The organism is Nannocystis sp. RBIL2 (assembly GCF_026626745.1).
Lineage (GTDB): Bacteria > Myxococcota_A > Polyangia > Nannocystales > Nannocystaceae > Nannocystis.
On record NZ_JAPNJW010000001.1, the window covers coordinates 1800354 to 1820659 of the forward strand.

The window sequence follows — 20306 nt, forward strand, 5'->3', positions numbered from 1 at the left end:
TCCCCGCCTTCTGTTGACATTCACCGCTCTCGCCCCAGTCGAACTCGAGGAGCCGTGACGCGGCGACTGACACGATTGGCTCACGCCCGCGCTGACCTCGTCGCGTCGAACGCACATTTTTCTTCAGAAAGAAGCCGCATGCTCTCGTCGTTCAATTTCGATTCACCCGACTACAAGGCGGATCCGTTCCCCTACTATGCTCGCATGCGGGAAGAGGGTCTGAGCCGGCTCGAGCCGGGCGGTTTCCTCGCGGTGAGCCGTCACGCGGACGTGGTCGCCATTTTCCGCGACCCGGACGTCTTCAAGGCCTCGGGCCTGCGGAGGTCGCTGGAGCCCGCGTGGCTCGGGCCGCACCCCTGCACCAAGACCATGCATTCGCTCGACCCGCCGGAGCACACCAAGAAGCGCAGCCTGGTGAGCACCGCGTTCACCCCGTCCGTGCTCGAGCGCACCGCGCCTCTCCTGCGAGCATTGGTCGACTCCGTGGTCGGCTGCTTCGCGGCGCGCGGCGAGGTGGAGTTCGTCACGGAGGTGGCCACCCCGCTCACTGCCGGCGCGATCGGCCACTTTCTGAGCCTCGATCCACGGCTACACGCCAAGTGCAAGGAGTGGTCGGACGGCTACCTCAGCATCACGCCGGCGCCTCGCAGCCCGCAGCACGAGGCCACCGTCCGCACTGCCCTCGACGAGATGCTGCGCTACTTCACCTCGGTGATCGAGGAGCGCCGGCGTTCGCCGGGCGACGACCTGGTCAGCGGGCTGGCGCGGGCCGAGATCGACGGCGAGCGCCTGACGGAGCCGGAGCTCGTCGGCTTCCTGGCGATGCTCCTGGTCGGCGGCATGGAGACCACCGCGAACATGCTGTCGAGGTCGATGCTCATGCTGGCCGAGCGCCCCGACCTCCTGGACCGGCTGCGCGCCGATCCGGCGCTCGTACCCGCCTTCGTCAACGAGATGCTGCGCTACGATCCCTCGTCGCACGGCATGCCTCGCTTCGTGGCGCGAGACACCGAGATCGCCGGGCACGCGGTGCCGGCCGGGACCAGCGTGGTGCTCATGCTCGCGTCCGCCAATCGCGACCCGCTGCAGTTCCCCGCGCCCGACGTCTTCGACATGACCCGCGACACCCGCGGGATGGTGTCCTTCGGTCACGGCATCCATGCCTGCATCGGCATGGCGCTCACCAAGCTGCAAGCGCGGCTCGCCCTCGGCGAGCTCTGTACGCGCTTCCGACGCTTCGAGCTGGTGGAGCCGACCATCGAATGGACCCACACCGTCATCGTGCGCGGGCCGACGCGGCTGAAGCTCCGCGGCGTGCTCGCCTGACAGAGAGCCCGACACAATGCATCTCCTCGAACAAGAGCGATTTCCTGGCGTGAGCTCCCCGAGCACGGGGACAGACCATGTTCAACAGACTCCCTCGCCGCCCGCGATCGCGGCGCCGGAGAGGCCGCGTCAGCGCCTCGCCCGGCACCTCGAGCGCGCGGTGAGGTACTGCCTCGATACGCAGGATCCGCCCGGCTCCTGGCAGATCGAGCCCGACCCGCGGATGTTCGACACTGCGCTCGTGGCTTGCGCTCTGGTGCGCGTCGGGGGACCCGCTGCTGCGGCGGCCGTGGAGCGGGCGCGCACGTGGCTCGAGCGCCGCGCGCCGCAGGACCACGATCCCATGGCGAGGCTGCTCGACGAGCTCCCCTGGCTCCTCCTGCGGGACAGCGCCGGGCCCATCGATCTGCGGGGCCCCACGCTGTACGGCGACCTCTACCGGCGCAAGACGATCCTGCTCTACGCGCTCGCCCGGAGCCGCGGCGCGCGCGTGCTCTCGCCGTACACGCCGCCGCAGATCAAGGAGCTCGTCGAGCGCTTCTACGAGAAGGCCGACACCACGCGAATGAAGCGGTGGAGCCACGTCGACCTCCTCTCCACGTATTCGCTCCTCGAAGCCTTGGACGGCAATGCCGAGAGGGCCGCCGCGGTCGCCGAGCGCCTCGTGACGATGCAGAGCGCCGACGGCGGCTTCTGCCACAACCCCGTCAGCTCCGCGGTCGCGCTGCTCGCGTTGGCCCATGCGCTCCCCGGCTCGCCGGCCCTCGAGCGGTGCCTCGCGCACCTGCTCGCCGCGCAGCGCGCCGACGGGACCTTTCGCTTCTGCACGAGCGACGTCTGGGACACCTCGCTGACCCTGCGCGCGTACGGCGAGCACCCCGTATTCGCCCGCGACGCGGCGCCCCGGGCCTTCGAATTCCTCGTGAAGGCGCAGAACCCCGACGGCGGGTGGGGCTACCGCAGCGATTTGGAGTCGGACAACGACACGACGCCCTGCGCCCTCCTCGCTCTCCGCGACCGCGAGGACGACGCCTCGACCGACGCCGCGGAGAAGGGCGTCGCCTATCTCCTCGGGTGCCAGCTCGAAGGCGGATTGTGGACCACCTGGCAATCGGCGGAGGACCTCCCCGTCGAGGACTGCGTGGCCCACGTCGTCGCGGCGCTGGCCACCTTCCGCGGCCCCGCGCACCGATCGATCCGCCCGGCGCGGCGCTGGCTCGCGCAGCGCTACGAGGCGCAGGGCCGCTGGACCGCGGGGTGGTACCGCAACCTGCCCTACGCGGTGCTGGAGGTGAGCAAGGGGCTCGGCGAAGGGCACCCCGTCATGTACAGCGCGGTCGAGTCGCTCCGCGCGCTGCAGAACGCCGACGGCGGCTTCCCCCTCGGCCCGGGCGAGGACAGCACGCCGAGCGCAACCGGGCTCGCGGTCGCCGCGCTCGCGGAGCGCCACGACGTGCACGAGCCGTTCCTGCGCCGGGCGCTCGACTACCTGATGGGCACCCAGCAGCCCGACGGGACGTGGCCCGGCACGCCGGAGCTCTACGGACCCAGGCCCCTCGTCTATCACCTGCCGACCAACACCCACGCCTTCGCCGGCATGGGGCTCATGGCCGCGTGGCGCCGGCTCTCGCGCCACCGCTGAGCTTCGCCTCGGGCCGCATTCGCAAGAGGTACCCCGCGATGAGATTCGACGCTGCAATCTTCGACTACGACGGCGTGCTGGTGGAGCTGGATCGCAGCAGGGCCGCTTCGCTGTTCCACGGGCGCTCGCCCTTGCCGGTGCGGGCGCTCCACCAGCGCTGGGAGGCCTTTTGCGCCGACCATCACGGGGAGCGGCTGATCGCCAGCGAGATGTGGCGCGCCTTCTGGGAGGGCCTCGGCCCCGAGCTGCGAATCCCCGAGGCCGCGCTCGCGGAGATCTGCGCATACGATTATCTGACGCTCTTCCGGCGGTACCCCGACGCGCTCGACGCGTTCCGCGAGGCGCGGCGCCTCGGCCTGCGGATCGGCGTCCTCTCGAACTCCGCCCTGCCCAGATTCGAATCACCCTCCGCCCCGCTCCCCGTGACCGAGCTGGCCGACGTAGTGCGGGTGCCCGCCCGCGGGAGCGCAGTCAAGCCGGAGCCGGCGGCGTATCTCGACGTCGCGCGCCTCCTGGGCACCTCGCCCGACCGCTGCCTGTTCTTCGACGACGAGCCGAGCTTCGTCGCGGCGGCCCGCGCGGCCGGCATGCGCGGCTTCCTCGTGCGCCGCAGCGCTGGCCCCGCCGGACGATCCGGCCGTCGTGAAGGACCTGTCGGACCTCCGGGCCCTCGCCCGAGGCTAGGCCTCTAACCCCTCCACCTTTCTCACCACCGACTCACGACAATGAGCTCGACCTTCCATCTACTCTCCCCCGATTACCAGGCCGACCCCTACCCCTTCTACGCGCGCATGCGCGCCGAGGGACTCTCCCGGATCGAGCCGGGAGGCCGCTATGTGGTGAGCCGCCACGCCGATGTCCTCGCCGTCCTCCGGAACACCGAAGTGTTCTCGTCCGGCGGATTCGCCAGCGCGTGGGAGCCCGACTGGCTGAGGCCCAACCCGTGCGCTTATTCCTTGCACTCGATGGATCCGCCGGATCACACCAAGATGCGCAATCTGGTGAGCGCAGCGTTCCTGCCGCGCACCATCGAACGCACCGCGCCCCTCGTGCAGGGCGTGGCGGAGGCCGCGGCGCGGCAGTTCCTGGAGCGCGGCGAGGCGGAGATCGTCAACGACATCGGTCTGCCCGTGACCGCCGGGACGATCGGGCACTACCTCCGCCTCGATCCCGCGCTGCACCCGAAGCTGCGGGGCTGGTCGGAGGCGATGATGAGCATCCGGCCGGTGCCCCGCAGCCCCGAGCACGCCACCCACGTGCGCGCCTCCGTCGACGAGATGGCGGCGTACCTGCGAAGCCTGATCGAGACGCGGCGGCGCTCCCCGCAGGACGACATGGTGAGCCGGCTCGTGCAGGCCGAGGTCGACGGACAGCGGCTCACCGACGAGGAGATCGTCCCCTTCCTGGCGGTCCTGATCGTCGGCGCGATGGACACCACGTCGGGGCTCATGACGAGCGCGATGCTCCACCTGACCGAACGGCCAGGCCTGCTCGAGCGGCTGCGCGCCGATATGTCGCTCGTGCCGCGCTTCGTGGACGAGGTGCTCCGCTTCTCGCCCCCGGCGCACTCGATGGCGCGCTCGGTGAAGTGCGACACGGAGATCGCCGGGCACAAGGTGCCCGCGGGCGCCGTCGTGATGGCGATGCTCGCGGCCGCGAACCGCGACGAGCGCCAGTTCTCGAACCCCGACGTGTTCGACATCGATCGGAGCGACCGCGGCTCCGTGGCCTTCGGACACGGCATTCACGCCTGCATCGGCATGGCGCTGGCGAAGATGGAGGTGCGCATCACTCTCGGCGAGCTCCTGCCGCGCTTCCGCCACTTCGAGCGCGTGGGACCGCCCGCCCCGTGGAATCACACGTACCTCGTGCGCACGCTGACCAGCCTGCGGCTCCGCGGGGTGCCGGCGTGACTCCGGACCGCGCGCGTCGACTGCAGAGACTGCTCGCTCGGGCCCGACGCGCTCGCTGCATCGGCGGCCCGTTGCACACACTCGATCGCCCTCTGCCGTGAACCGGCGAGCATCCGACCTGGTGGCAGAGCTCGCCGGGCACAGGTCCCGACCCGTTTGCACCCGCACCGCGATCGCTCAGGGTTCCGGCAGTCGGCGGCTACGACGAGGGTCGAGCCGCCGCACGCTGACGTCTCACCGCATCGGAGAAGGTCATGAGAGCACTGTGTTGGCACGGCAAGAGCGACGTCCGCGTCGACGACGTCCCGGATCCCACGATCCTCGACCCGCGCGACGTGATCATCCGGGTCACGGCCACGGCGATCTGCGGCTCGGATCTCCATCTTTACGACGGCTTCGTGCCGACGATGGAGTCCGGCGACATCCTCGGCCACGAGCCGATGGGCGAGGTGGTGGAGGTCGGCAAGGCGGTCACGCGGCTCAAGAAGGGCGACCGCGTGGTGGTCCCGTTCGTGATCGCCTGCGGTTCGTGCTTCTTCTGTCAGCGCGGCGAGCACAGCGGCTGCGACGTCAGCAACCCGAACGCGCACATCGCCCGCGAGATGATGGGCCAGTCGCCCGCCGGCCTGTTCGGCTATTCGCACATGCTGGGCGGGTTCGCGGGCGGTCAGGCCCAGTACCTGCGCGTACCCTTCGCCGACGTCGGCCCGATCAAGATCGACTCCGGGCTCAGCGACGAGCAGGTGCTGTTCCTGTCGGACATCTTCCCGACCGGCTACTTCGCCGCGGAGCTGTGCGGCATCGAACCGGGCGACACGGTGGCGATCTGGGGCTGCGGGCCGGTCGCGCAGATGGCGATCCGCAGCGCCTGGATGCTCGGCGCGGGCCGCGTGATCGCCATCGACCGCGTACCCGAGCGGCTGCGCATGGCCGAGGCCGGCAAGGCCGAGATCATCAACTTCGACGAGACGAAGGTCTACGACCGCCTGATGGAGATGACGCAGGGCCGCGGCCCCGACCGCTGCATCGACGCGGTCGGCTGCGAGGCCCACGGGCTCGGCAGCCCCGACGCAGTGATGGACAAGGTGAAGACCGCGGTGAACCTGGCGACCGACCGCGCCCACGCGCTGCGCGAGGCGATCATGTGCTGCCGCAAGTTCGGCACGGTGTCGATCCCCGGGGTCTATGTCGGCGCGGTCGACAAGATGCCGATGGGCGCCGCCGTGAACAAAGGCCTGACCCTCCGCATGGGTCAGACGCCGGTCCAGCGCTATCTGCGGCCCCTGCTCGAGAAGATCGAGGCGGGCACGATCGACCCGTCGTTCGTCGTCACCCACCGCCTGCCGCTCGAGCAGGCCCCGGAGGCCTACAAGACCTTCCGCGACAAGCAGGACGGCTGCATCAAGGTCGTGCTGCGCCCCTGAAGCGCAGCTCGAGCGGAGCGGACGAGCGGGCGGTGAGAGGCCGCCCGCCCCTGCTCGCTACCCGCCCTTGCCCGGCTTGCCGGGAGCGTCCGTCAGCCCGATGGCGATACCCTCACGCCGCGGATCGGCGACCCCCGTGTACGTGTCGTCCTCGATACCGATCAGGTTGACGTTGCCGACCTCCTGCGGCGTCGGCTCGAACACGTAGCCGAGCTCGATCAGTCCGGCCCGGATATCGTTCGGAAACCCGGAGTCCCAGCGGACGTTCGGCGTGGCGGTCGCGCACGTCGAGCTGAACACGCGGGCCGTCGAGACCGCCGTCTGCAGGTCGATGTCGAGATCGAGGATCTGGACCAGGACCTGGACGATCGAGCCGATGATGCGCGGCCCACCCGGCGATCCGATCGTCAACACCGGCTCACCGTCGGCCAACAGGACGGTCGGCGCGATGCTGCTCAGCGGCCGCTTGTTCGGCTGCACCTCGTTGGGCCCGCCGGGTATCGGGTTGAAGTCGGTCAGCTCGTTGTTGAGCATGAGCCCGTAGCCAGGCAACATTCGGCCGGTCCCGAAGACCTGCTCGATGGTCGTCGTGAACGCGACGATGTTCCCCCAGCGATCCGTGACGGTGAGATGGGTCGTACTCGCGCTGAGCTCCGCGGACTCGCTCGGTGACGCGCTCGTCGAGCCCGGGACCGGGCCAGCCACGATCGGGCAGGTGTAGCCGTCTGGATCGAGCAGGCCGGCTCGGCTCGCGATGTACGCCGGATCGAGCCACCCCTCGAGCGGGATATCGACGAACTCGGGATCGCCGAGATACGCGTTGCGGTCGGCGAAGGCGAGGTGCAACGATTGCAGGAGCAGGTGATAGCGCGTCACCGGATCGTCGGCATACTGGGAGATGTCGAGTTGTTCGAGGATCGCCAGCGATTGCAGCACCGTCAGACCGCCCGACGTCGGCGGCGCGGCCGAGAGGATCTCGTACTCCCCATAAAAGCCGCGGACTGGCTCGTCGAGCGTGATCTCGTAGTTCTCGAGGTCTTCCACCGTCATGCCGCCGCCGGCCGCCTGGACCTCCGCGACGAAGGCCTCGCCCAGCTCACCGCTGTAGAACGCCTCGATCCCCTGCTTCTGCAGCAGCCGGAACGTGCCCGCGAGGTCCGGCTGGACCAGCAAGTCTCCGGCCGCGAGCGGCTGCCCGCCCGGCAAGAAGACCGCCCGCGCCGCCGGGTTCGCGGCCAGCAGCGATTGATTGGCGGCGATGCTCTCCGCGAGCAGCTGCGTGACGACGACCCCGTCTTCCGCCAGAGCGACCGCTGGTGCGAGGGTCTGCTTCAAGCTCCACGTCCCGAACAGGTCGAGCGCCGCCTGGGCGCCGGCGAGCGCCCCCGGGACTCCCACGGCGATCCCGAGAGTGCGCCGGGTGGCGAAGGGGATCGGATCGTCGATTTGACCGTCGTTGTCCAGATCGACGAGGAACATGTCCGGGGTCGCGCTCGCGGGGGCGCGCTCTCGACTGTCGATGATCACCACGTCGCCCGTCGCGGCCTCGCGGATCAGCATGAACCCGCCGCCGCCGATGCCGGAGAAGGCCGGCTCGGACACGTTGAGGGCGAACTCCATGGCGATCGCCGCGTCGATCGCGTTGCCTCCCTGCGAGAGCACCATCGCGCCGACCCGGGATGCGTCGCTGTTCGACGAGACCACCATCCCGTCGTGACCGCTCACTGCCGGCCCTATCGTCAGCAGCGGCTGGCTCTTCTTGCCGGCGTGGGCCGTCGCCGAGAATAGCGTCAAGCACGAGACGCCGACGAGGATGTTCATAAAGCGCATGGCGATAACCTCCTGACTTGAACCTACACGGCTCCGTCGGCCCGGCAAGACGACGCGCTACCTGCCTGTGACCCTGCCGTCGCGCCGCTTGATGCTCCGATCACACCCCGGGCCGTTGTTCTCGCGCCTCCTCGGCGGCCCGGTGAAGGGGCGCCGGCAGCGGAGCTCTTGCTTGGAAATGCTGGGCCCGCCGCGCCCTTCTCGTGCGCTCGCGCTTCCTCCCGCGCGGGTGCGGTCGAGCGCGCTCCGGTGTTGCTCGCGCCTGGATCGCGGCCATGACCGCCAGCGGCTCCTCGCCATGATCTACTTCATGTTCGCCACGGGCATCGAGAACAGCTGCCCGACCGTCTCCGGCCGACGCGTCGACGAGATGGAGAAGTGCCGCCATTACGATCTGTGGCGCCGCGACTTCGACCTCGTGGAGGAGTGCGAGATCCGCTACCTGCGGTACGGCCCCCCGATCCACCGGACCTGGATCGGGCCCGGCAGATACGATTGGGGCTTCGCCGACGAGACGTTCGCCGAGCTCCGCAGGCGAGACATCGTCCCCATCACCGACCTCTGCCACTTCGGCGTGCCCGACTGGCTCGGGGACTATCAGAACCCCGACTTCCCGGCGCTGTTCGCCGACTACGCCCGCGCCTTCGCCGAGCGATTCCCGTGGGTCCAGCTCTACACGCCCATCAACGAGATGTACATATGCGCGCTGTTCTCGGCCAAGTACGGCTGGTGGAACGAACAGCTCAAGACGGACCGCGCGTTCGTGACGGCGCTCAAGTACCTCGTCAAGGCCAACGTGCTGGCGATGGGGCGGATCCTCGAGGTGCGGCCCGACGCCATCTTCATTCAGAGCGAGTCCAGCGAGTACTACCACGCGCAGAACCCGGCCGCGATCCACCGGGCCGAGACGCTCAACGCGGTGCGGTTCTTGTCGCTCGACTTGAACTACGGGCACCGCGTCAACTCGACGATGTACGAGTATCTGCTCGACAACGGCTTGACGCGCGACGAATACCACTTCTTCCTGGAAGGTCGGCTCAAGCACCACTGCGTCATGGGCAACGACTATTATTCGACCAACGAGCACCTCGTCCACCCGGACGGCACCACCGAGGCGTCCGGCGAGATCTTCGGCTACGCGGTGATCACCAATCAATACTACGCGCGCTATCGGCTGCCCATCATGCACACCGAGACGAACCTGATGGAGGGCCCGGGCAAGAACGAGGCGGTTCGCTGGCTGCGGAAGGAGTGGGCCAACGTCCTGCGCGTCCGCAACGACGGCCTGCCGATCGTCGGCTTCACCTGGTACTCGCTCATCGACCAGGTCGACTGGGACACCGCCCTGCGCGAGGACAACGGGCGCGTCAACCCGCTCGGCCTCTACGACCTCGACCGAAAGCCCCGCGCGGTCGCCGAGGTCTACCGGCAGCTGATCGCCGAGTGGCGCGAGGTCCTCCCGACCCAGAGCGTCGTGCTCGGCCTGCCCGTGCACCCTCCGAGCCAGCACGACGACACTGCGACGCAACAACTCGTCGCCGGCGCGCGCAGCCGGGAGCGGCGCTACCAGAAGGCGCCGTCGAACGACCCATCGTGAGCCGGGAGCCGACCCATGCCGAACACAGCCGAAACGCCCACCACGTGCCGCCGCTTCGCCGGCAAGACAGCGATCGTGACCGGCGGCGCGAGCGGCATCGGTCTCGCCACCGCCCGCCGCCTCGCCGCCGAGGGGGCGAGGCTGGTGATCGCCGACTTGCATGGCGAGGCCGCCGAATCGGCCGCACAGGCGCTCGTCGCCGCCGGCGCCTCGGAGGCGCTCGGCGTCGCCTGCGACGTGAGCCGGGACGACCAGGTCGAGGCTTGCATGCGACGAGCGCTGGAGCGCTTCGGCGCCGTCGACGTGATCGTCAACAACGCCGGCCTGATGACCTTCAAGCCGTTCATCGACCTCAAAGGCGACGACTGGGCGCGGGTCCTCGGCGTCGACTTGATGGGCGCGTTCCTGTTCATTCGCCAGGGCCTGCTGCACATGCAGCCCGGCGGCGCGATAGTCAACGTCTCGAGCATCCACGCCCGCGAGACCGAGCCCCACGTCGCGCCGTACGCCGCGGCCAAGGCAGCCCTGGTCTCGCTGACCCGCAGCGCCGCGATCGAGGGCAAGCCGCGGGGGATCCGCGTCAACGCGGTGCTGCCCGGGGCGATCGATACGCCGATGCTGTGGGAGAACCCCAACGTGAAGTCGGGTGTGGAGCGGATCGATCGCTCCGAGGTCGGCCACCCCGAGGACGTCGCGGCGGCGATTGCTTTCCTGGCCGCGTCGGAGGCCGTGTTCGTGGAGGGGACCGCGGTGGTGGTGGACGGCGGCCGACTCGCCCGCCTGTGACGCTCCTGGCGAGCAGCAAGGCCCGGCGCGCCCGCCGTCGCCGGACGAGTCAGCTCGCGCCCGATCAGAACGTCGTCGCCCTGAGCCTCGAATTCGAGGACGGGCTGCGCGTGCCCGAGGTCGAGGCCGCCGTCGCCGCTATCGAGGCCAGAGTGCGAGCGGCCCACCCCGAAGTCACTGCCCTGTTCGTCAAGCCCGAGACACCGAATGCGTTCGCGGAGGCGCACGGCCGGCTCTTCGGCGCCCCCCTCGACGAGGCCCGCTGACATCACTCGTCCGGAGGCGACTGCCGCGACGCGAGCCCATCCGTCAGCGCCACGATCGCGGCGAAGGCCTGCCGCAGCTGCGCCTCGTGGCCTTCGCTGCGGCGCCGCCACAGCGCGCGCCCGCCGATCCAGCCCGCGACGGCGCCGGTCGACGCGAACGCCCCCAGCAGCAGGAGCAGCAGCGCCTTGATCACCACCCCCTTCAGCAGCACGACCGCGAACAATCCGGCGAGGAAGCCGGCGAAGCCGCCGAGGAATGCGCTCCCCAGGGTCACGCTCGCGTCCATGCGTTCTTCCAGGCGCAGGGTGGTGCGGCCCTCGTGCTCGACCACCGTGAGGTGGATCCGGCGCGTCGTCGCCGACCAGATCCGGGCCCCGGCCTCCTGCTTGAGCTGCCCCGGGTCGCCGAGCGAGCGGCGCAGGACCTCGATCATCTGCGACAGCCTCGCGTCGTCGACCTGGCCGTCGACGACATCCTCGAACATCAGGTCGATCTTGCCGCCGGCCCACCACACCGGCCGGTTGCGGACGTCCTGCAGCGCCAGCTCACCGGTCGCGCGCGCCACCAGAGCCTTCGAGATGCCCAGCTCCTGGACGACCTCCTCGATCTCGCCCCGGCTCATCGACCGCGCGTCGGTCTTCTCGCCCTCACGCGCGTGGAGCTCCGCGACGCGCCTGAGGATCTGGCCGACCTCGCGTTCGTCGTAGCGGCGCTCCCCGGACATGCCTGGATCCTACCATCGTCAGCGGTGCGCATGCGTCGAGCTCGGCGGCCAGTGGGGCCCGAAATCGTCGCTCGCGCCCGAGTTCTCGCGGCTCACGTGGCTCAGAGCCCGCCCACTTCGCCGTCGCCTCGATCACGGCCTGAAACGCCGATCCGGGACAGCAGCTCGAACCGCTCGTCGGGCCCGGGCTGGCTGAAAGCAGCCGGCGAATGCGCTGACGATCCGCAGCGCGACGCGCCCCGCATGCCCCGAGGTCGCGCGCCGCGACGACGGGCTGCCCGACCCGTGGCAGGGTGCGCCGTCATAAGCGTCGTCGATATCGTCCCCGTGACCTGCGGTGATGTCAGCAGCGCGGCGCGCACCCGCATGCCGCATCGGCGCCAGCCCCGCGACCTGCGGCCCGAAAGCTGGCCCTGGGGGTGTCTGGGGCGCGTGTGGTTCAATTCCGCCCCCGCGGCCTCGACGCGAAAACACAGCTCGCTCGTGTCGCGGGTCGGCCCGTCGTCGTTCGACCCGTCGGCCTGCAGCATCTCCCCCGATCCGGTGCAGTCGGCGCCGGTGCATGGCGTGCTGCTGAGGCGCATGAGTCGATGGCCCGAGAAGACGTCGCCATCGAGCCGGGTGGGGCCGCCTGCGACGCGCTCGAGCAGCCCTGCCCGCATCGAGCGCGACTGTAGACCGCCGGCCCTGCGGCCATTCACCGGCGACCCTGCGAAATTGAGTGCACTCATTCGGGCAAGCCCGCGAGCGCGGGAATGCCCTGTCGCGTGCGGTCAAAAAAAGCGCGCGCGTCGACGAACACGTGCGCAAACCCGGGCAGGTTGCGGCGCGCTGGCGACGATCGCGGCTGCGAGACCCTGGTAAAGTGGCTGAAATGCGTAACATCTGCCTCGATATCGCCGCGCTGGCGTCGTGCGCCGTGCTGCTCGCGGCCTGCGGCGACGATGCGTCCCCCGATCCCACCGTTCAGGTCACGTCGGCCACCATCACCGCCACCGGCCAGATGGGCACCACCACTGCGCCTGGGACCACCGAGCCCACCTCGACGGCCCCGACCGACCCTGGCAACAGCACGGTGGGCACCGAGTCTGGGTCGACGGACACCGGCATCGAGCCGCCGGAGACGACCAGCACCGGCACCACCGACACCGACACGACGAGCGCGACCGACACGACGAGCGCGACCGACACCACGAGCACGACCGACACCACGGGGATGACGATGCCGTGCGAGGAGGCGAACTGTCCCATGGGACAGTTCTGCGACCCCAACGGCGACGGGTGCATCCCCGGCTGCAACGACGACACCGACTGCAACGCCCCGGCCAAGTGCGACGTCGGCAGCAACACCTGCAAGGGCTGCCTCGGCGACGGCGACTGCCCGCTCGGCACCGTGTGCGACGCCGGCGAGTGCGTGCCCGGCTGCAACGACATGCAGCCGTGTCAGGACGGCCTGGCCTGCTGCAGCAACAGCTGCGTCGACCTGCTGGTCGACACCGCCAACTGTCAGGCCTGCGGCAACGCCTGTCCGGCGCCGCCCAACGGCAACGCCGCGTGCGTCATGGCCCAGTGCGGCCTCGAGTCCTGCAAGGCGCCGTGGAACGACTGCGACAAGGACCCGGGCAACGGCTGCGAGAACCAGGGCCCGTGTCAGTGCGAGCCCGGCACCCAGACCGCCTGCTACACCGGCCCCGACGGGACCCAGGGCGTCGGCATCTGCAAGCAGGGCGCGCAGACCTGCAACCCGCAGGGCACCGGCTACGGCCCGTGCATGGGCGAGGTCACGCCCAACCCGACCGACATCTGCAGCAACGGCCTCGACGACAACTGCAACAATCAGGTCGACGAGGACCCCGACGCCGACGGCGACGGCTACACCGTGTGCGGCGGCGACTGCTGCGACGAAGTCGGCCCCAGCTGCCTCAACCCGGTGCTCGTCAATCCCGGCGCGTTCGAGGTCGGCGGCAACATGGTCGACGACGACTGCGACGGCACCAAGGACAACCCGCTCCCCTCGTGCGACGCCGGCCTGGCCAGCAATTCGTCGACCCCGCTCGACTACGCCAAGGCGATCGACCTCTGCCAGACCACGACCGAGAACCCGCCGCAGAACCAGAAGAAGTGGGGCGTCATCTCCGGCACCCTCACCCGCGCCAACGGGGCCGGCGCGATCGATGCGTCGGCCAAGTCGATCCGCCCCGGCTTCGGCACCAACGTCGTCCCGCAGCAGAACGCCCGCCTGGCGATCCTCTCGACCGGCAACGCCGCCGACTCGAACGACGTGAACCCGGGCTACGCCGACTTCCAGATGGGCAAGGACAACGGGGCCAACAGCGCCGCCCCGGCCGACTGGCTCGCTTCCAACGGCGGTCAGTTCCCCAACGCGCCGGGCTGCCCGGGCCCCAACAGCACCCAGGCCAACAACAGCGCGATGCTGAAGCTGCGGATCCGCGTGCCGACCAACGCCAAGTCGTTCAACGTGCAGATGTACTTCTATTCGGCCGAGTGGCCGGAGTACGTGTGCACGTCCTTCAACGACCTGTTCGTCACCCTGGTCAACTCGAACGCCGCCGGCAACCCGAACGACAAGAACATCGCCATCTACACCACGCCGAACAACCAGAAGTACCCGGTCGGCGTCAACATCGCCAAGGCCGCCCCCGGCCTGTTCACGCAGTGCAAGAACGGCGCGATCAGCTGCCTGGGCAACGGGGGCACCTACAACGGCTGCAGCGGCCAGACCGGGCTCGCCGGCACCGGCTTCGACATCGTCGAGGGCGGCTGCGGTAATAACAACACCACCGGCGGCGGCACCGGCTGGCTGAAGATGTCCGGCAACGTCACCGGCGGCGAGATCATGGAGATCCGCTTCGCCATCTGGGACACGGGCGACGGCATCTACGACTCGCTGGTCCTCCTCGACGACTGGGTCTGGTCGGTCCAGGCCTCGCAGCCGGGCGTCCAGCCCAACTGAGACCGCGAGCGTGAATGAAAGGCCATGTCCTCACGGACATGGCCTTTCGGACTCATGCTCGAGGCCTCGCTGCGCCTCGAAGCGCTCGGGCCCCGAGGGAGCGGCCCGAGCCGGCGCAGCGCCTCCCACGTCACGCCGGAGGAGCGGCGCGCGATCGCGCCGGGCGCCGCGGGGAGAAAGTACGAAAATCTTCGTTGACACTACGAAGGCCGTCGTACATCATCCCGGTCATGGGTCCCCCACCCCGCCCGACCGACGCCGAGCTGTCGATCTTGCGCGTCCTCTGGAAGATCGGGCCGGCCACCGTACGGGCAGTGCACGAGGTGCTGCAGGCGGAGCGCCCGGTCAACTACACGACCGCCCTCAAGCTGCTGCAGATCATGACCGACAAGGGGCTCGTCACGCGCGACGAGTCGGCGCGCAGTCACGTGTACGCCGCGGCCCAGCCCGAGGCGGAGACGCAGGGCTCGCTGGTCCGTGACCTGCTCGACAAGGCGTTCGCCGGCTCGACGTCTCGCCTCGTCATGCGCGCGCTCGAAGAGCGGCCGGCCAGCGCCGACGAGCTCTCGCAGTTGCGAACCCTGCTGGAGCGGCTCGAGCGGAGGGGCGGGTCGTGACCGCGGCGCTCGCGTGGCTCGGCGTGGTCGTGTTGCACGCGACCTGGCTCGGCGTGGCCACTGCGGCGGTCGCCGCGATCGCGCTGCGATGGCTCGGCGTCGATCGCCCGCGCCGGCGCCACGGCGTCGCGCTCGCTGCGTTGCTGATCGTGCCACCGGCGGCGATCGCAGTGACGCTCGCTCCGCCGCCGCTCGCCGCGACGATCGCCGGCGCTGGCGAAACGACCGAGACGGCGCCGCCTTTGGCCGCGCAGGCGAGGGTCCCTGCGGCCGGCGAGGCCAGGCTCTCGCTCGCGCCTGCGACCCCGTGGATCGGCCTCGCGTGGCTGCTCGGGGCCGCCTGGGGGGCGCTCGGCCTCGCGGTCGCCAGCGGCAGGGTCGAGCGATTGCGCCGCGCGGCGCGACCGCTCGCGGTCGACGACGCCGAGCGGCTGCTGGCGCGCGCGCGCCGGCACCTCGACTTCCACCGCCCCGTCGCCATGGCCCGCTCGTCGGCGGTCGGGGTGCCGACGTTGATCGGCTGGTGGCGGCCGCTGGTCGTGTTGCCGTCGGCCCTGCTCGACCGGGTGCCCGACGAGGAGCTCGAGTGTCTGCTGATCCACGAGCTGGCCCACGTGCAGCGGGCCGACGTCGCCTGGAACTGGCTGCAGGTGCTCGTCGAGGTCGCGCTGTTCTTTCACCCCGCCGCGCGGTGGCTGGCGCAGCAGGTCCGTCACGAGCGCGAGTGCTGCTGCGACGCAGTGGTCCCGCCTCGCCAGGCCGACCTCGTCGCCTATGTCCGCGCGCTCACCCGTCTCGCCGCGGCCGATCGGGCGGCCGCCTCACCGGCGCTGTCTGCCAGCGGAGGAACTCTCGTGAATCGCATCGAACGTCTCGTCGACCCCACCGCCGCAAGGCCCACCTGTTCGCTCGGTCTCTGCTTCACCCTCGTGCTCGGCGCCGTCGCCGGCGGAGCGACGCTGTGGCTGTGCGACGTCGAAGAATGCCCCGTGCCCCTCGAGGTCGAAGCGTCCGCGGAACAGCAGCTCGCAGCAGCGATGCCGGCGGCCCCTGCCCGCGCGCCGCTGAAGTTCATCGACCACGAGGGCAACGAGGTCTCGCCCAACGGTCCGGACGGCCAGCCGCGGGCGTTCGGGTTCTTCACCGACGAGCACGGGCAGGACTTCGCGGTGCTCCTCGGTCCGGACAAGGCCCCGCCCCGGAAGCGCCCCGAGGCCCCGATCCCGTTCCTCGACCTGCCCGACGACGGTACCGATGACCCCGGCGCCGGCACCGACGGGTGCTGAAGGCTGGAGCGCTCGCCGACCGGCTCGAGCTCGCTCTCGGCGCCGCAGGAGGCCCTGAGCAGCTCCGCACCCTACTCGATCCCGCGACGGCGTTGTTCAGTGAGTGCGCCCGCGAGCCCTTGAGCCGCCAGCGAGACGAGTGATACCGTGCGACATGGCTCGCACGTTCGTCGCGCCGACCATCGCCCTACTACCACGATTCGGCAGCGAGCGACTGACGAGCGAGGCGCTGCGATGACCGGTGACGACGTCGACGCCGCGCTGGCGACCCCGGGGCCGAAGCTGGTGGCGTGGGACGCGTCGCGGCCCGGGGAGGCGGCGTTCGCCGTCTTCGCAGTGTCGCCGGCCGGCGCGCGGCTGCTGGCGCAGGGCGAGGCCGCGGACAAAGACGCGACGGCCGCGGCGTGGCGCCGCCGCGGACTGCGAATCGGCGCGTGGTACTGCGGCCACGAATTCGTGTGGGTCGCCGACGAGCTCGGCTGCGTCGTGTGGTCGCGCGCCGCGGTCCGCCTCGACCTCACCCGCGTGCAGCTCCGATTCGCCGGCGAGGAATTGGCGCTGGGCGACGTGCAGACGGTCGCGTCCTTCGTCGCCGACGACTGGGTCCGCCGCGGCGTGCGGCTCGAGCGGAGCGGCGGCGAACCTGTGGTCGCGCTCGACGAGCACGACGAGGTCGCGCAGCTCGATCCGACCTACAACTACGACAATTTTTTGTTGTCCGACGCCGGCTGGGCGAGCTGCTTCGGCCGCGATCTGGCGGCCTGGCTCGGCGTGCCGCACCGCGACGACGCGTTCGGCGGAGCGGTGACGGCCCCGGCGAGCGTGCGGCCCGAGCCGCGGGACGACATCGATCGCCTCGCGCACAAGCTCGCCGAGCTGCGGGCGCTCGGGTCGCGCTGGCTGCCGTCGCCGCTCGTCTACGAGACGCGCCCGCCGCTCGCGCTCGCCACGGTGGCCGCGTTCGAGCGCGAATACGGCGTCACGCTGCCGTGCGACTACCTGCAATTCCTCGTACGTATCGGCGACGGCGGGGCCGGGCCGATCAGCTATCCGCTGCACCGATTGTCGCACGCGCTGCGCGAGGGCCGGCCCGCCAGGCCGTTCTTGCCGACGGGCCCGGCAGCGCACGCGTCCGCCGATTCGTCCGACATCGAGTGGCTGCTGCGCCAGGCGGACGTCGAGGCGAGCCGCGAGGTCGCCCACCGCATCGAGGACGATTTTCCGGCGGACTGGAGCGAGCGCGACGGCTGCGTGCTGCTCGGCACCGACGGCTGCGGCGTCGACTCGCTGCTCGTCGTCGCGGGCGAGCGCCGCGGCGAGGTGTGGCTGGCCTGTGATTTCGGGGTGGTCCGGATCGGCCGCTCGTTCGTCGCGTGGTACGAGCGCTGGCTCGACGACGGGCGAACTCTGCTGCGCTTCGAGCTCGAGTCACCGGACCACCTGGCGAAGCTCGCCCGCGCCAGCGTGCAGGCGGGGCGGTTCGGCGAGGCGTTCGCGGCGGCCGAGGAGCTGCGGCGCCGGCAGCTCGCCCAGGATCCCGACTCCGATTTCTATCCGTCCGAGATGCTGCTCGGGACGGCGCGCGCGGGGGTCGACGGCCACTTCGATCGTGTGGCCGTCCTTTCGGACAGGTATGCGATGGACGACGGCTGGACCGGTCAGGCCGTCGAGGCGCTGCACGACCTGCTGGCGCGGCGAGAAGAACTGCTCGAGCGAGCGCTGGCCCGCGGCGGGACGTGGACGCGGGCGGACGTCGAGGCGGCGCTGCGGGCGATCGACGGCGAGCTGCTGGCCGACGAGCGGGCCGCCGCGTTCGCGGCGTGCGACGCGGTGCTGGCCCTGATCCCCGACTGCGCGACGGTGCGGATGAAGCTGGCGGTGACGCTGCTCGCGTTCGACGACCCCGCCGGCGCCCTCGCCCACCTCGAGCGGCACAGCGAGCCGTGCGCCCACGCGTGGAACCTGCGCGCCTCCGCGTGGTCGCGACTGGGCCGCCTGGACGAGGCGCTCGCGTGCGCGGCGCGGGGCCTGTCCTTGCGGCCAGGTTGGATCGTCCTCGGCGACAACCTCGGCGCCTTTTACGATGAGAACGGCGACCCGGCGCGCGCGGCCGAGATCCACGCGGCGTCGATCGCGGCCGAGCCCGAGTACGAATGGGCGCACCACAACCGCGGCGTCGCGCTGGCCCGGCTCGGCCACACGGAGGAAGCGCTGGCGTGCATCCGCCGCGCGCTCGAGCTCGGCCATCCGCGCTGGCGGGTCGCGGCCGAGCCGGGCATCGAGGCGTTGCAGCGATCGCCGGCGTACCGCGCGATGATGCACGCGGACTGACGCTCAGCGCACGCGCCAGGCCGGGTGCTCGTCGCCTACGGCGGGAGCAGGCGCGAGGCCGTTCTCGACCGCGCCGTCGTCGCTCTCGGGCTCGCACAGGTACACCGCGATCGCCCCGAGCGGCTGGTCGGTGTCGACGCGCGACCAGCCCGCGGGAGCCGCCCGCGCCTCGCTGCGCCACTCGACGCTCACCTCGCCGACGCGGGCCGCCTCGAGGATCGCGCGACCGCCCTCGGCGCCGATCGCCGCGACGCGGGCGACCTCGACGTCGTGGCTGCCGGCCGCAGGTTCGACGCGCAGGCCGTGCTGGCGCAGGTGCGCGGCGATCGGCGGCAATACGAGGTAGCCGCGCGGGCGGTCGACGACTGTGGTGCCGACGAACCGCGCGTGGTGCGGGATCGTCACGGACACCGGCGCACCATCGGGCGTCCGCGGCTCGCGGGTCAGGATCTCGATCGGCGCGGCGAACCGCTCGAGCCGGTAGCGCACCGCGACGCGCTCGGGCGGGCGGGCGCTGGCGGCGACGACGTCGCGGATCGCCGCGGCGTGCTGCGCGGCCCACTCGAGCGTCTCGATCTGCCACGCCGACGCAGTCGCCACGCGCTCGGCGAACGGCAAATAGCTGTAGCACTCGAGCAGCAGGTCGAGGCGATTGGTGAGACCGCGATAATTCGAGCCGAAGCGCGGGTGATGCGGGTAGGTCATCCAGCCGAGGCCGACTGCGGCCTTCGGATCGACGTCGCCGCCAGCGTCGAGCACCTGCTCGTCCTCGACGAAGTTGCCGTACCACCCGCTCTCGAAGCCGCGCCGGCGCACCGCCGCGATCACGTCGGGGACCAGACGCTCGCGCATGAACGCGATCGGCTCGGCGCGGCCGGACTCGACGGTGTGCGGGACGTCGACGGTCATCTGGAACCGGTGCACCGAGCCGTTGGTCGCGTGGTTGTCGATCGTCAGGTCGGGCGCCCACGGGATGCACACGCCCTGCTGCAGCAGGCGCATCTCGAGCGCGGCCTGGCGCAGATAGTCGCGGTTGAGGTTGATGCCCTCGCTCTGGGTGCGCGTGCCGACGACCGGGCCCGGCTGGCCTGCGAGCTTCTTGAGGTCGAGGCGGCGGTTGGCGGGGTCGAGGGCGTCGTTGCCGTCGGGGTTGAACAGCGGCACGACCAGCAGCACCAGCTCGGACAGCCAATCAGGGTGCTTGCCGTCGAGCAGGTCGCGGACCAGCGCGAGGCTCGCCTCCTTGCCCTCGACCTCGCCCGGGTGGATGCCGTCGAGCATCAGGACGACCGGTCGCCCGGTCCGGCGCGCCTCCTCGGGCGTGCGCACGCCGTCGCGCGAGAGCACGAGCAGCGGCAGCTCGCGGCCGCCGGGGCTCGCGCCGAACTCGGTGACGTGCAGGCGCGGGTCGTCGCGCGAGCGCAGGCCGGCGACGAAGCGCATCACGTCGGCGTGCAGGGAGGTCTCGCGGTATCCGGTAGCTTCGGCGCGGGTCAGCAGCATGACCGCCTTGTGACATGGAAACCGCGCCGGCGTCGATCGCCGCGCGCCGTCCCCGGCGTGCGTAAGTGCGCGTGCCATGCGCCGCG

The 20306-nt window shown here is 70.7% G+C and carries 16 protein-coding genes; 12 read left to right on the forward strand and 4 right to left on the reverse strand.

Annotation, left to right across the window (positions count from 1 at the left end):
- Nucleotides 1-138: 138 nt before the first annotated feature.
- The 5 genes from OV090_RS07110 (at nucleotide 139) to OV090_RS07130 (ending at nucleotide 6305) form a co-directional block, all read left to right on the forward strand.
- Entirely contained in the window at nucleotides 139-1326 is a 1188-nt protein-coding gene (locus OV090_RS07110; RefSeq protein WP_267702745.1) for a cytochrome P450, read from the forward strand.
- Between the two features lie 160 nt (nucleotides 1327-1486).
- Entirely contained in the window at nucleotides 1487-2968 is a 1482-nt protein-coding gene (locus OV090_RS07115) for a prenyltransferase/squalene oxidase repeat-containing protein (protein ID WP_267702746.1), read from the forward strand.
- Nucleotides 2969-3006: 38 nt separating this feature from the next.
- Nucleotides 3007-3660, forward strand: coding sequence for an HAD-IA family hydrolase (locus OV090_RS07120; protein WP_267702747.1), 654 nt, complete (start codon nucleotides 3007-3009; stop codon nucleotides 3658-3660).
- A gap of 33 nt (nucleotides 3661-3693) precedes the next feature.
- Nucleotides 3694-4881 (forward strand): cytochrome P450, encoded by a 1188-nt coding sequence (locus OV090_RS07125; RefSeq protein WP_267702748.1) that lies wholly within the window; start codon nucleotides 3694-3696, stop codon nucleotides 4879-4881.
- A 254-nt stretch (nucleotides 4882-5135) separates the two neighbouring features.
- Nucleotides 5136-6305, forward strand: coding sequence for a zinc-dependent alcohol dehydrogenase (locus OV090_RS07130; RefSeq protein ID WP_267702749.1), 1170 nt, complete (start codon nucleotides 5136-5138; stop codon nucleotides 6303-6305).
- A 57-nt stretch (nucleotides 6306-6362) separates the two neighbouring features.
- Here OV090_RS07130 and ggt read toward each other — a convergent pair whose 3' ends face one another.
- Nucleotides 6363-8135, reverse strand: coding sequence for a gamma-glutamyltransferase (gene ggt, locus OV090_RS07135; RefSeq protein WP_267702750.1), 1773 nt, complete (start codon nucleotides 8133-8135; stop codon nucleotides 6363-6365).
- A 298-nt stretch (nucleotides 8136-8433) separates the two neighbouring features.
- On the opposite strand from ggt, the gene OV090_RS07140 reads away from it, so the two are divergent.
- The 3 genes from OV090_RS07140 to OV090_RS07150 are packed head-to-tail and all read left to right on the forward strand — an operon-like array spanning nucleotide 8434 to nucleotide 10784.
- A complete protein-coding gene (locus tag OV090_RS07140) occupies nucleotides 8434-9732 on the forward strand; it encodes a family 1 glycosylhydrolase (RefSeq protein WP_346660355.1) in 1299 nt (432 codons plus the stop codon).
- 15 nt (nucleotides 9733-9747) lie between these two features.
- The gene (locus OV090_RS07145) at nucleotides 9748-10518 is read left to right on the forward strand and encodes an SDR family oxidoreductase (RefSeq protein ID WP_267702752.1); all 771 of its coding nucleotides are present in this window, start codon (nucleotides 9748-9750) and stop codon (nucleotides 10516-10518) included.
- Nucleotides 10515-10784, forward strand: coding sequence for a hypothetical protein (locus OV090_RS07150; protein ID WP_267702753.1), 270 nt, complete (start codon nucleotides 10515-10517; stop codon nucleotides 10782-10784). The genes OV090_RS07145 and OV090_RS07150 overlap by 4 nt, the downstream gene beginning before the upstream one ends.
- 2 nt (nucleotides 10785-10786) lie before the next feature.
- On the opposite strand, the gene OV090_RS07155 is transcribed toward OV090_RS07150, so the two are convergent.
- Together OV090_RS07155 and OV090_RS07160 are read right to left on the reverse strand one after the other, a co-directional pair.
- Nucleotides 10787-11509 (reverse strand): hypothetical protein, encoded by a 723-nt coding sequence (locus tag OV090_RS07155; protein WP_267702754.1) that lies wholly within the window; start codon nucleotides 11507-11509, stop codon nucleotides 10787-10789.
- Between the two features lie 101 nt (nucleotides 11510-11610).
- Nucleotides 11611-12171 (reverse strand): hypothetical protein, encoded by a 561-nt coding sequence (locus OV090_RS07160; RefSeq protein ID WP_267702755.1) that lies wholly within the window; start codon nucleotides 12169-12171, stop codon nucleotides 11611-11613.
- Between the two features lie 212 nt (nucleotides 12172-12383).
- Here OV090_RS07160 and OV090_RS07165 point away from each other — a divergent pair, with 212 nt between their 5' ends.
- From OV090_RS07165 to OV090_RS07180, 4 genes are all read left to right on the forward strand, one after another.
- Nucleotides 12384-14483 carry a choice-of-anchor L domain-containing protein gene (locus OV090_RS07165; protein ID WP_267702756.1) on the forward strand — a complete coding sequence of 700 codons (2100 nt, stop codon included), beginning with the start codon at nucleotides 12384-12386 and terminating at the stop codon, nucleotides 14481-14483.
- Nucleotides 14484-14713: 230 nt separating this feature from the next.
- Nucleotides 14714-15100 (forward strand): BlaI/MecI/CopY family transcriptional regulator, encoded by a 387-nt coding sequence (locus OV090_RS07170; RefSeq protein WP_267702757.1) that lies wholly within the window; start codon nucleotides 14714-14716, stop codon nucleotides 15098-15100.
- Complete coding sequence (locus tag OV090_RS07175) at nucleotides 15097-16386, forward strand: M56 family metallopeptidase (protein WP_267702758.1); 1290 nt, start codon at nucleotides 15097-15099, stop codon at nucleotides 16384-16386. Before OV090_RS07170 ends, OV090_RS07175 begins: the two co-directional genes overlap by 4 nt.
- A gap of 234 nt (nucleotides 16387-16620) precedes the next feature.
- Complete coding sequence (locus OV090_RS07180; protein WP_267702759.1) at nucleotides 16621-18717, forward strand: tetratricopeptide repeat protein; 2097 nt, start codon at nucleotides 16621-16623, stop codon at nucleotides 18715-18717.
- A 3-nt stretch (nucleotides 18718-18720) separates the two neighbouring features.
- Here the strand turns inward: OV090_RS07180 and OV090_RS07185 are convergent, their stop codons facing one another.
- Complete coding sequence (locus OV090_RS07185) at nucleotides 18721-20220, reverse strand: M14 family metallopeptidase (RefSeq protein WP_267702760.1); 1500 nt, start codon at nucleotides 20218-20220, stop codon at nucleotides 18721-18723.
- Between the last annotated feature and the right edge of the window lie 86 nt (nucleotides 20221-20306).

Excerpts from the sequence above, each read along its gene's own strand:
- OV090_RS07140 (WP_346660355.1), top strand. The coding sequence starts at position 8,434 with ATGATCTACTTCATGTTCGCCACGGGCATCGAGAACAGCTGCCCGACC.
- OV090_RS07165 (WP_267702756.1), top strand. The coding sequence starts at position 12,384 with ATGCGTAACATCTGCCTCGATATCGCCGCGCTGGCGTCGTGCGCCGTG.
- OV090_RS07125 (WP_267702748.1), top strand. The coding sequence starts at position 3,694 with ATGAGCTCGACCTTCCATCTACTCTCCCCCGATTACCAGGCCGACCCC.
- OV090_RS07155 (WP_267702754.1), bottom strand. The coding sequence starts at position 11,509 with ATGTCCGGGGAGCGCCGCTACGACGAACGCGAGGTCGGCCAGATCCTC.
- OV090_RS07120 (WP_267702747.1), top strand. The coding sequence starts at position 3,007 with ATGAGATTCGACGCTGCAATCTTCGACTACGACGGCGTGCTGGTGGAG.
- OV090_RS07170 (WP_267702757.1), top strand. The coding sequence starts at position 14,714 with ATGGGTCCCCCACCCCGCCCGACCGACGCCGAGCTGTCGATCTTGCGC.
- OV090_RS07110 (WP_267702745.1), top strand. The coding sequence starts at position 139 with ATGCTCTCGTCGTTCAATTTCGATTCACCCGACTACAAGGCGGATCCG.
- OV090_RS07180 (WP_267702759.1), top strand. The coding sequence starts at position 16,621 with ATGACCGGTGACGACGTCGACGCCGCGCTGGCGACCCCGGGGCCGAAG.
- OV090_RS07130 (WP_267702749.1), top strand. The coding sequence starts at position 5,136 with ATGAGAGCACTGTGTTGGCACGGCAAGAGCGACGTCCGCGTCGACGAC.
- OV090_RS07185 (WP_267702760.1), bottom strand. The coding sequence starts at position 20,220 with ATGCTGCTGACCCGCGCCGAAGCTACCGGATACCGCGAGACCTCCCTG.
- ggt (WP_267702750.1), bottom strand. The coding sequence starts at position 8,135 with ATGCGCTTTATGAACATCCTCGTCGGCGTCTCGTGCTTGACGCTATTC.
- OV090_RS07145 (WP_267702752.1), top strand. The coding sequence starts at position 9,748 with ATGCCGAACACAGCCGAAACGCCCACCACGTGCCGCCGCTTCGCCGGC.
- OV090_RS07160 (WP_267702755.1), bottom strand. The coding sequence starts at position 12,171 with ATGCGGGCAGGGCTGCTCGAGCGCGTCGCAGGCGGCCCCACCCGGCTC.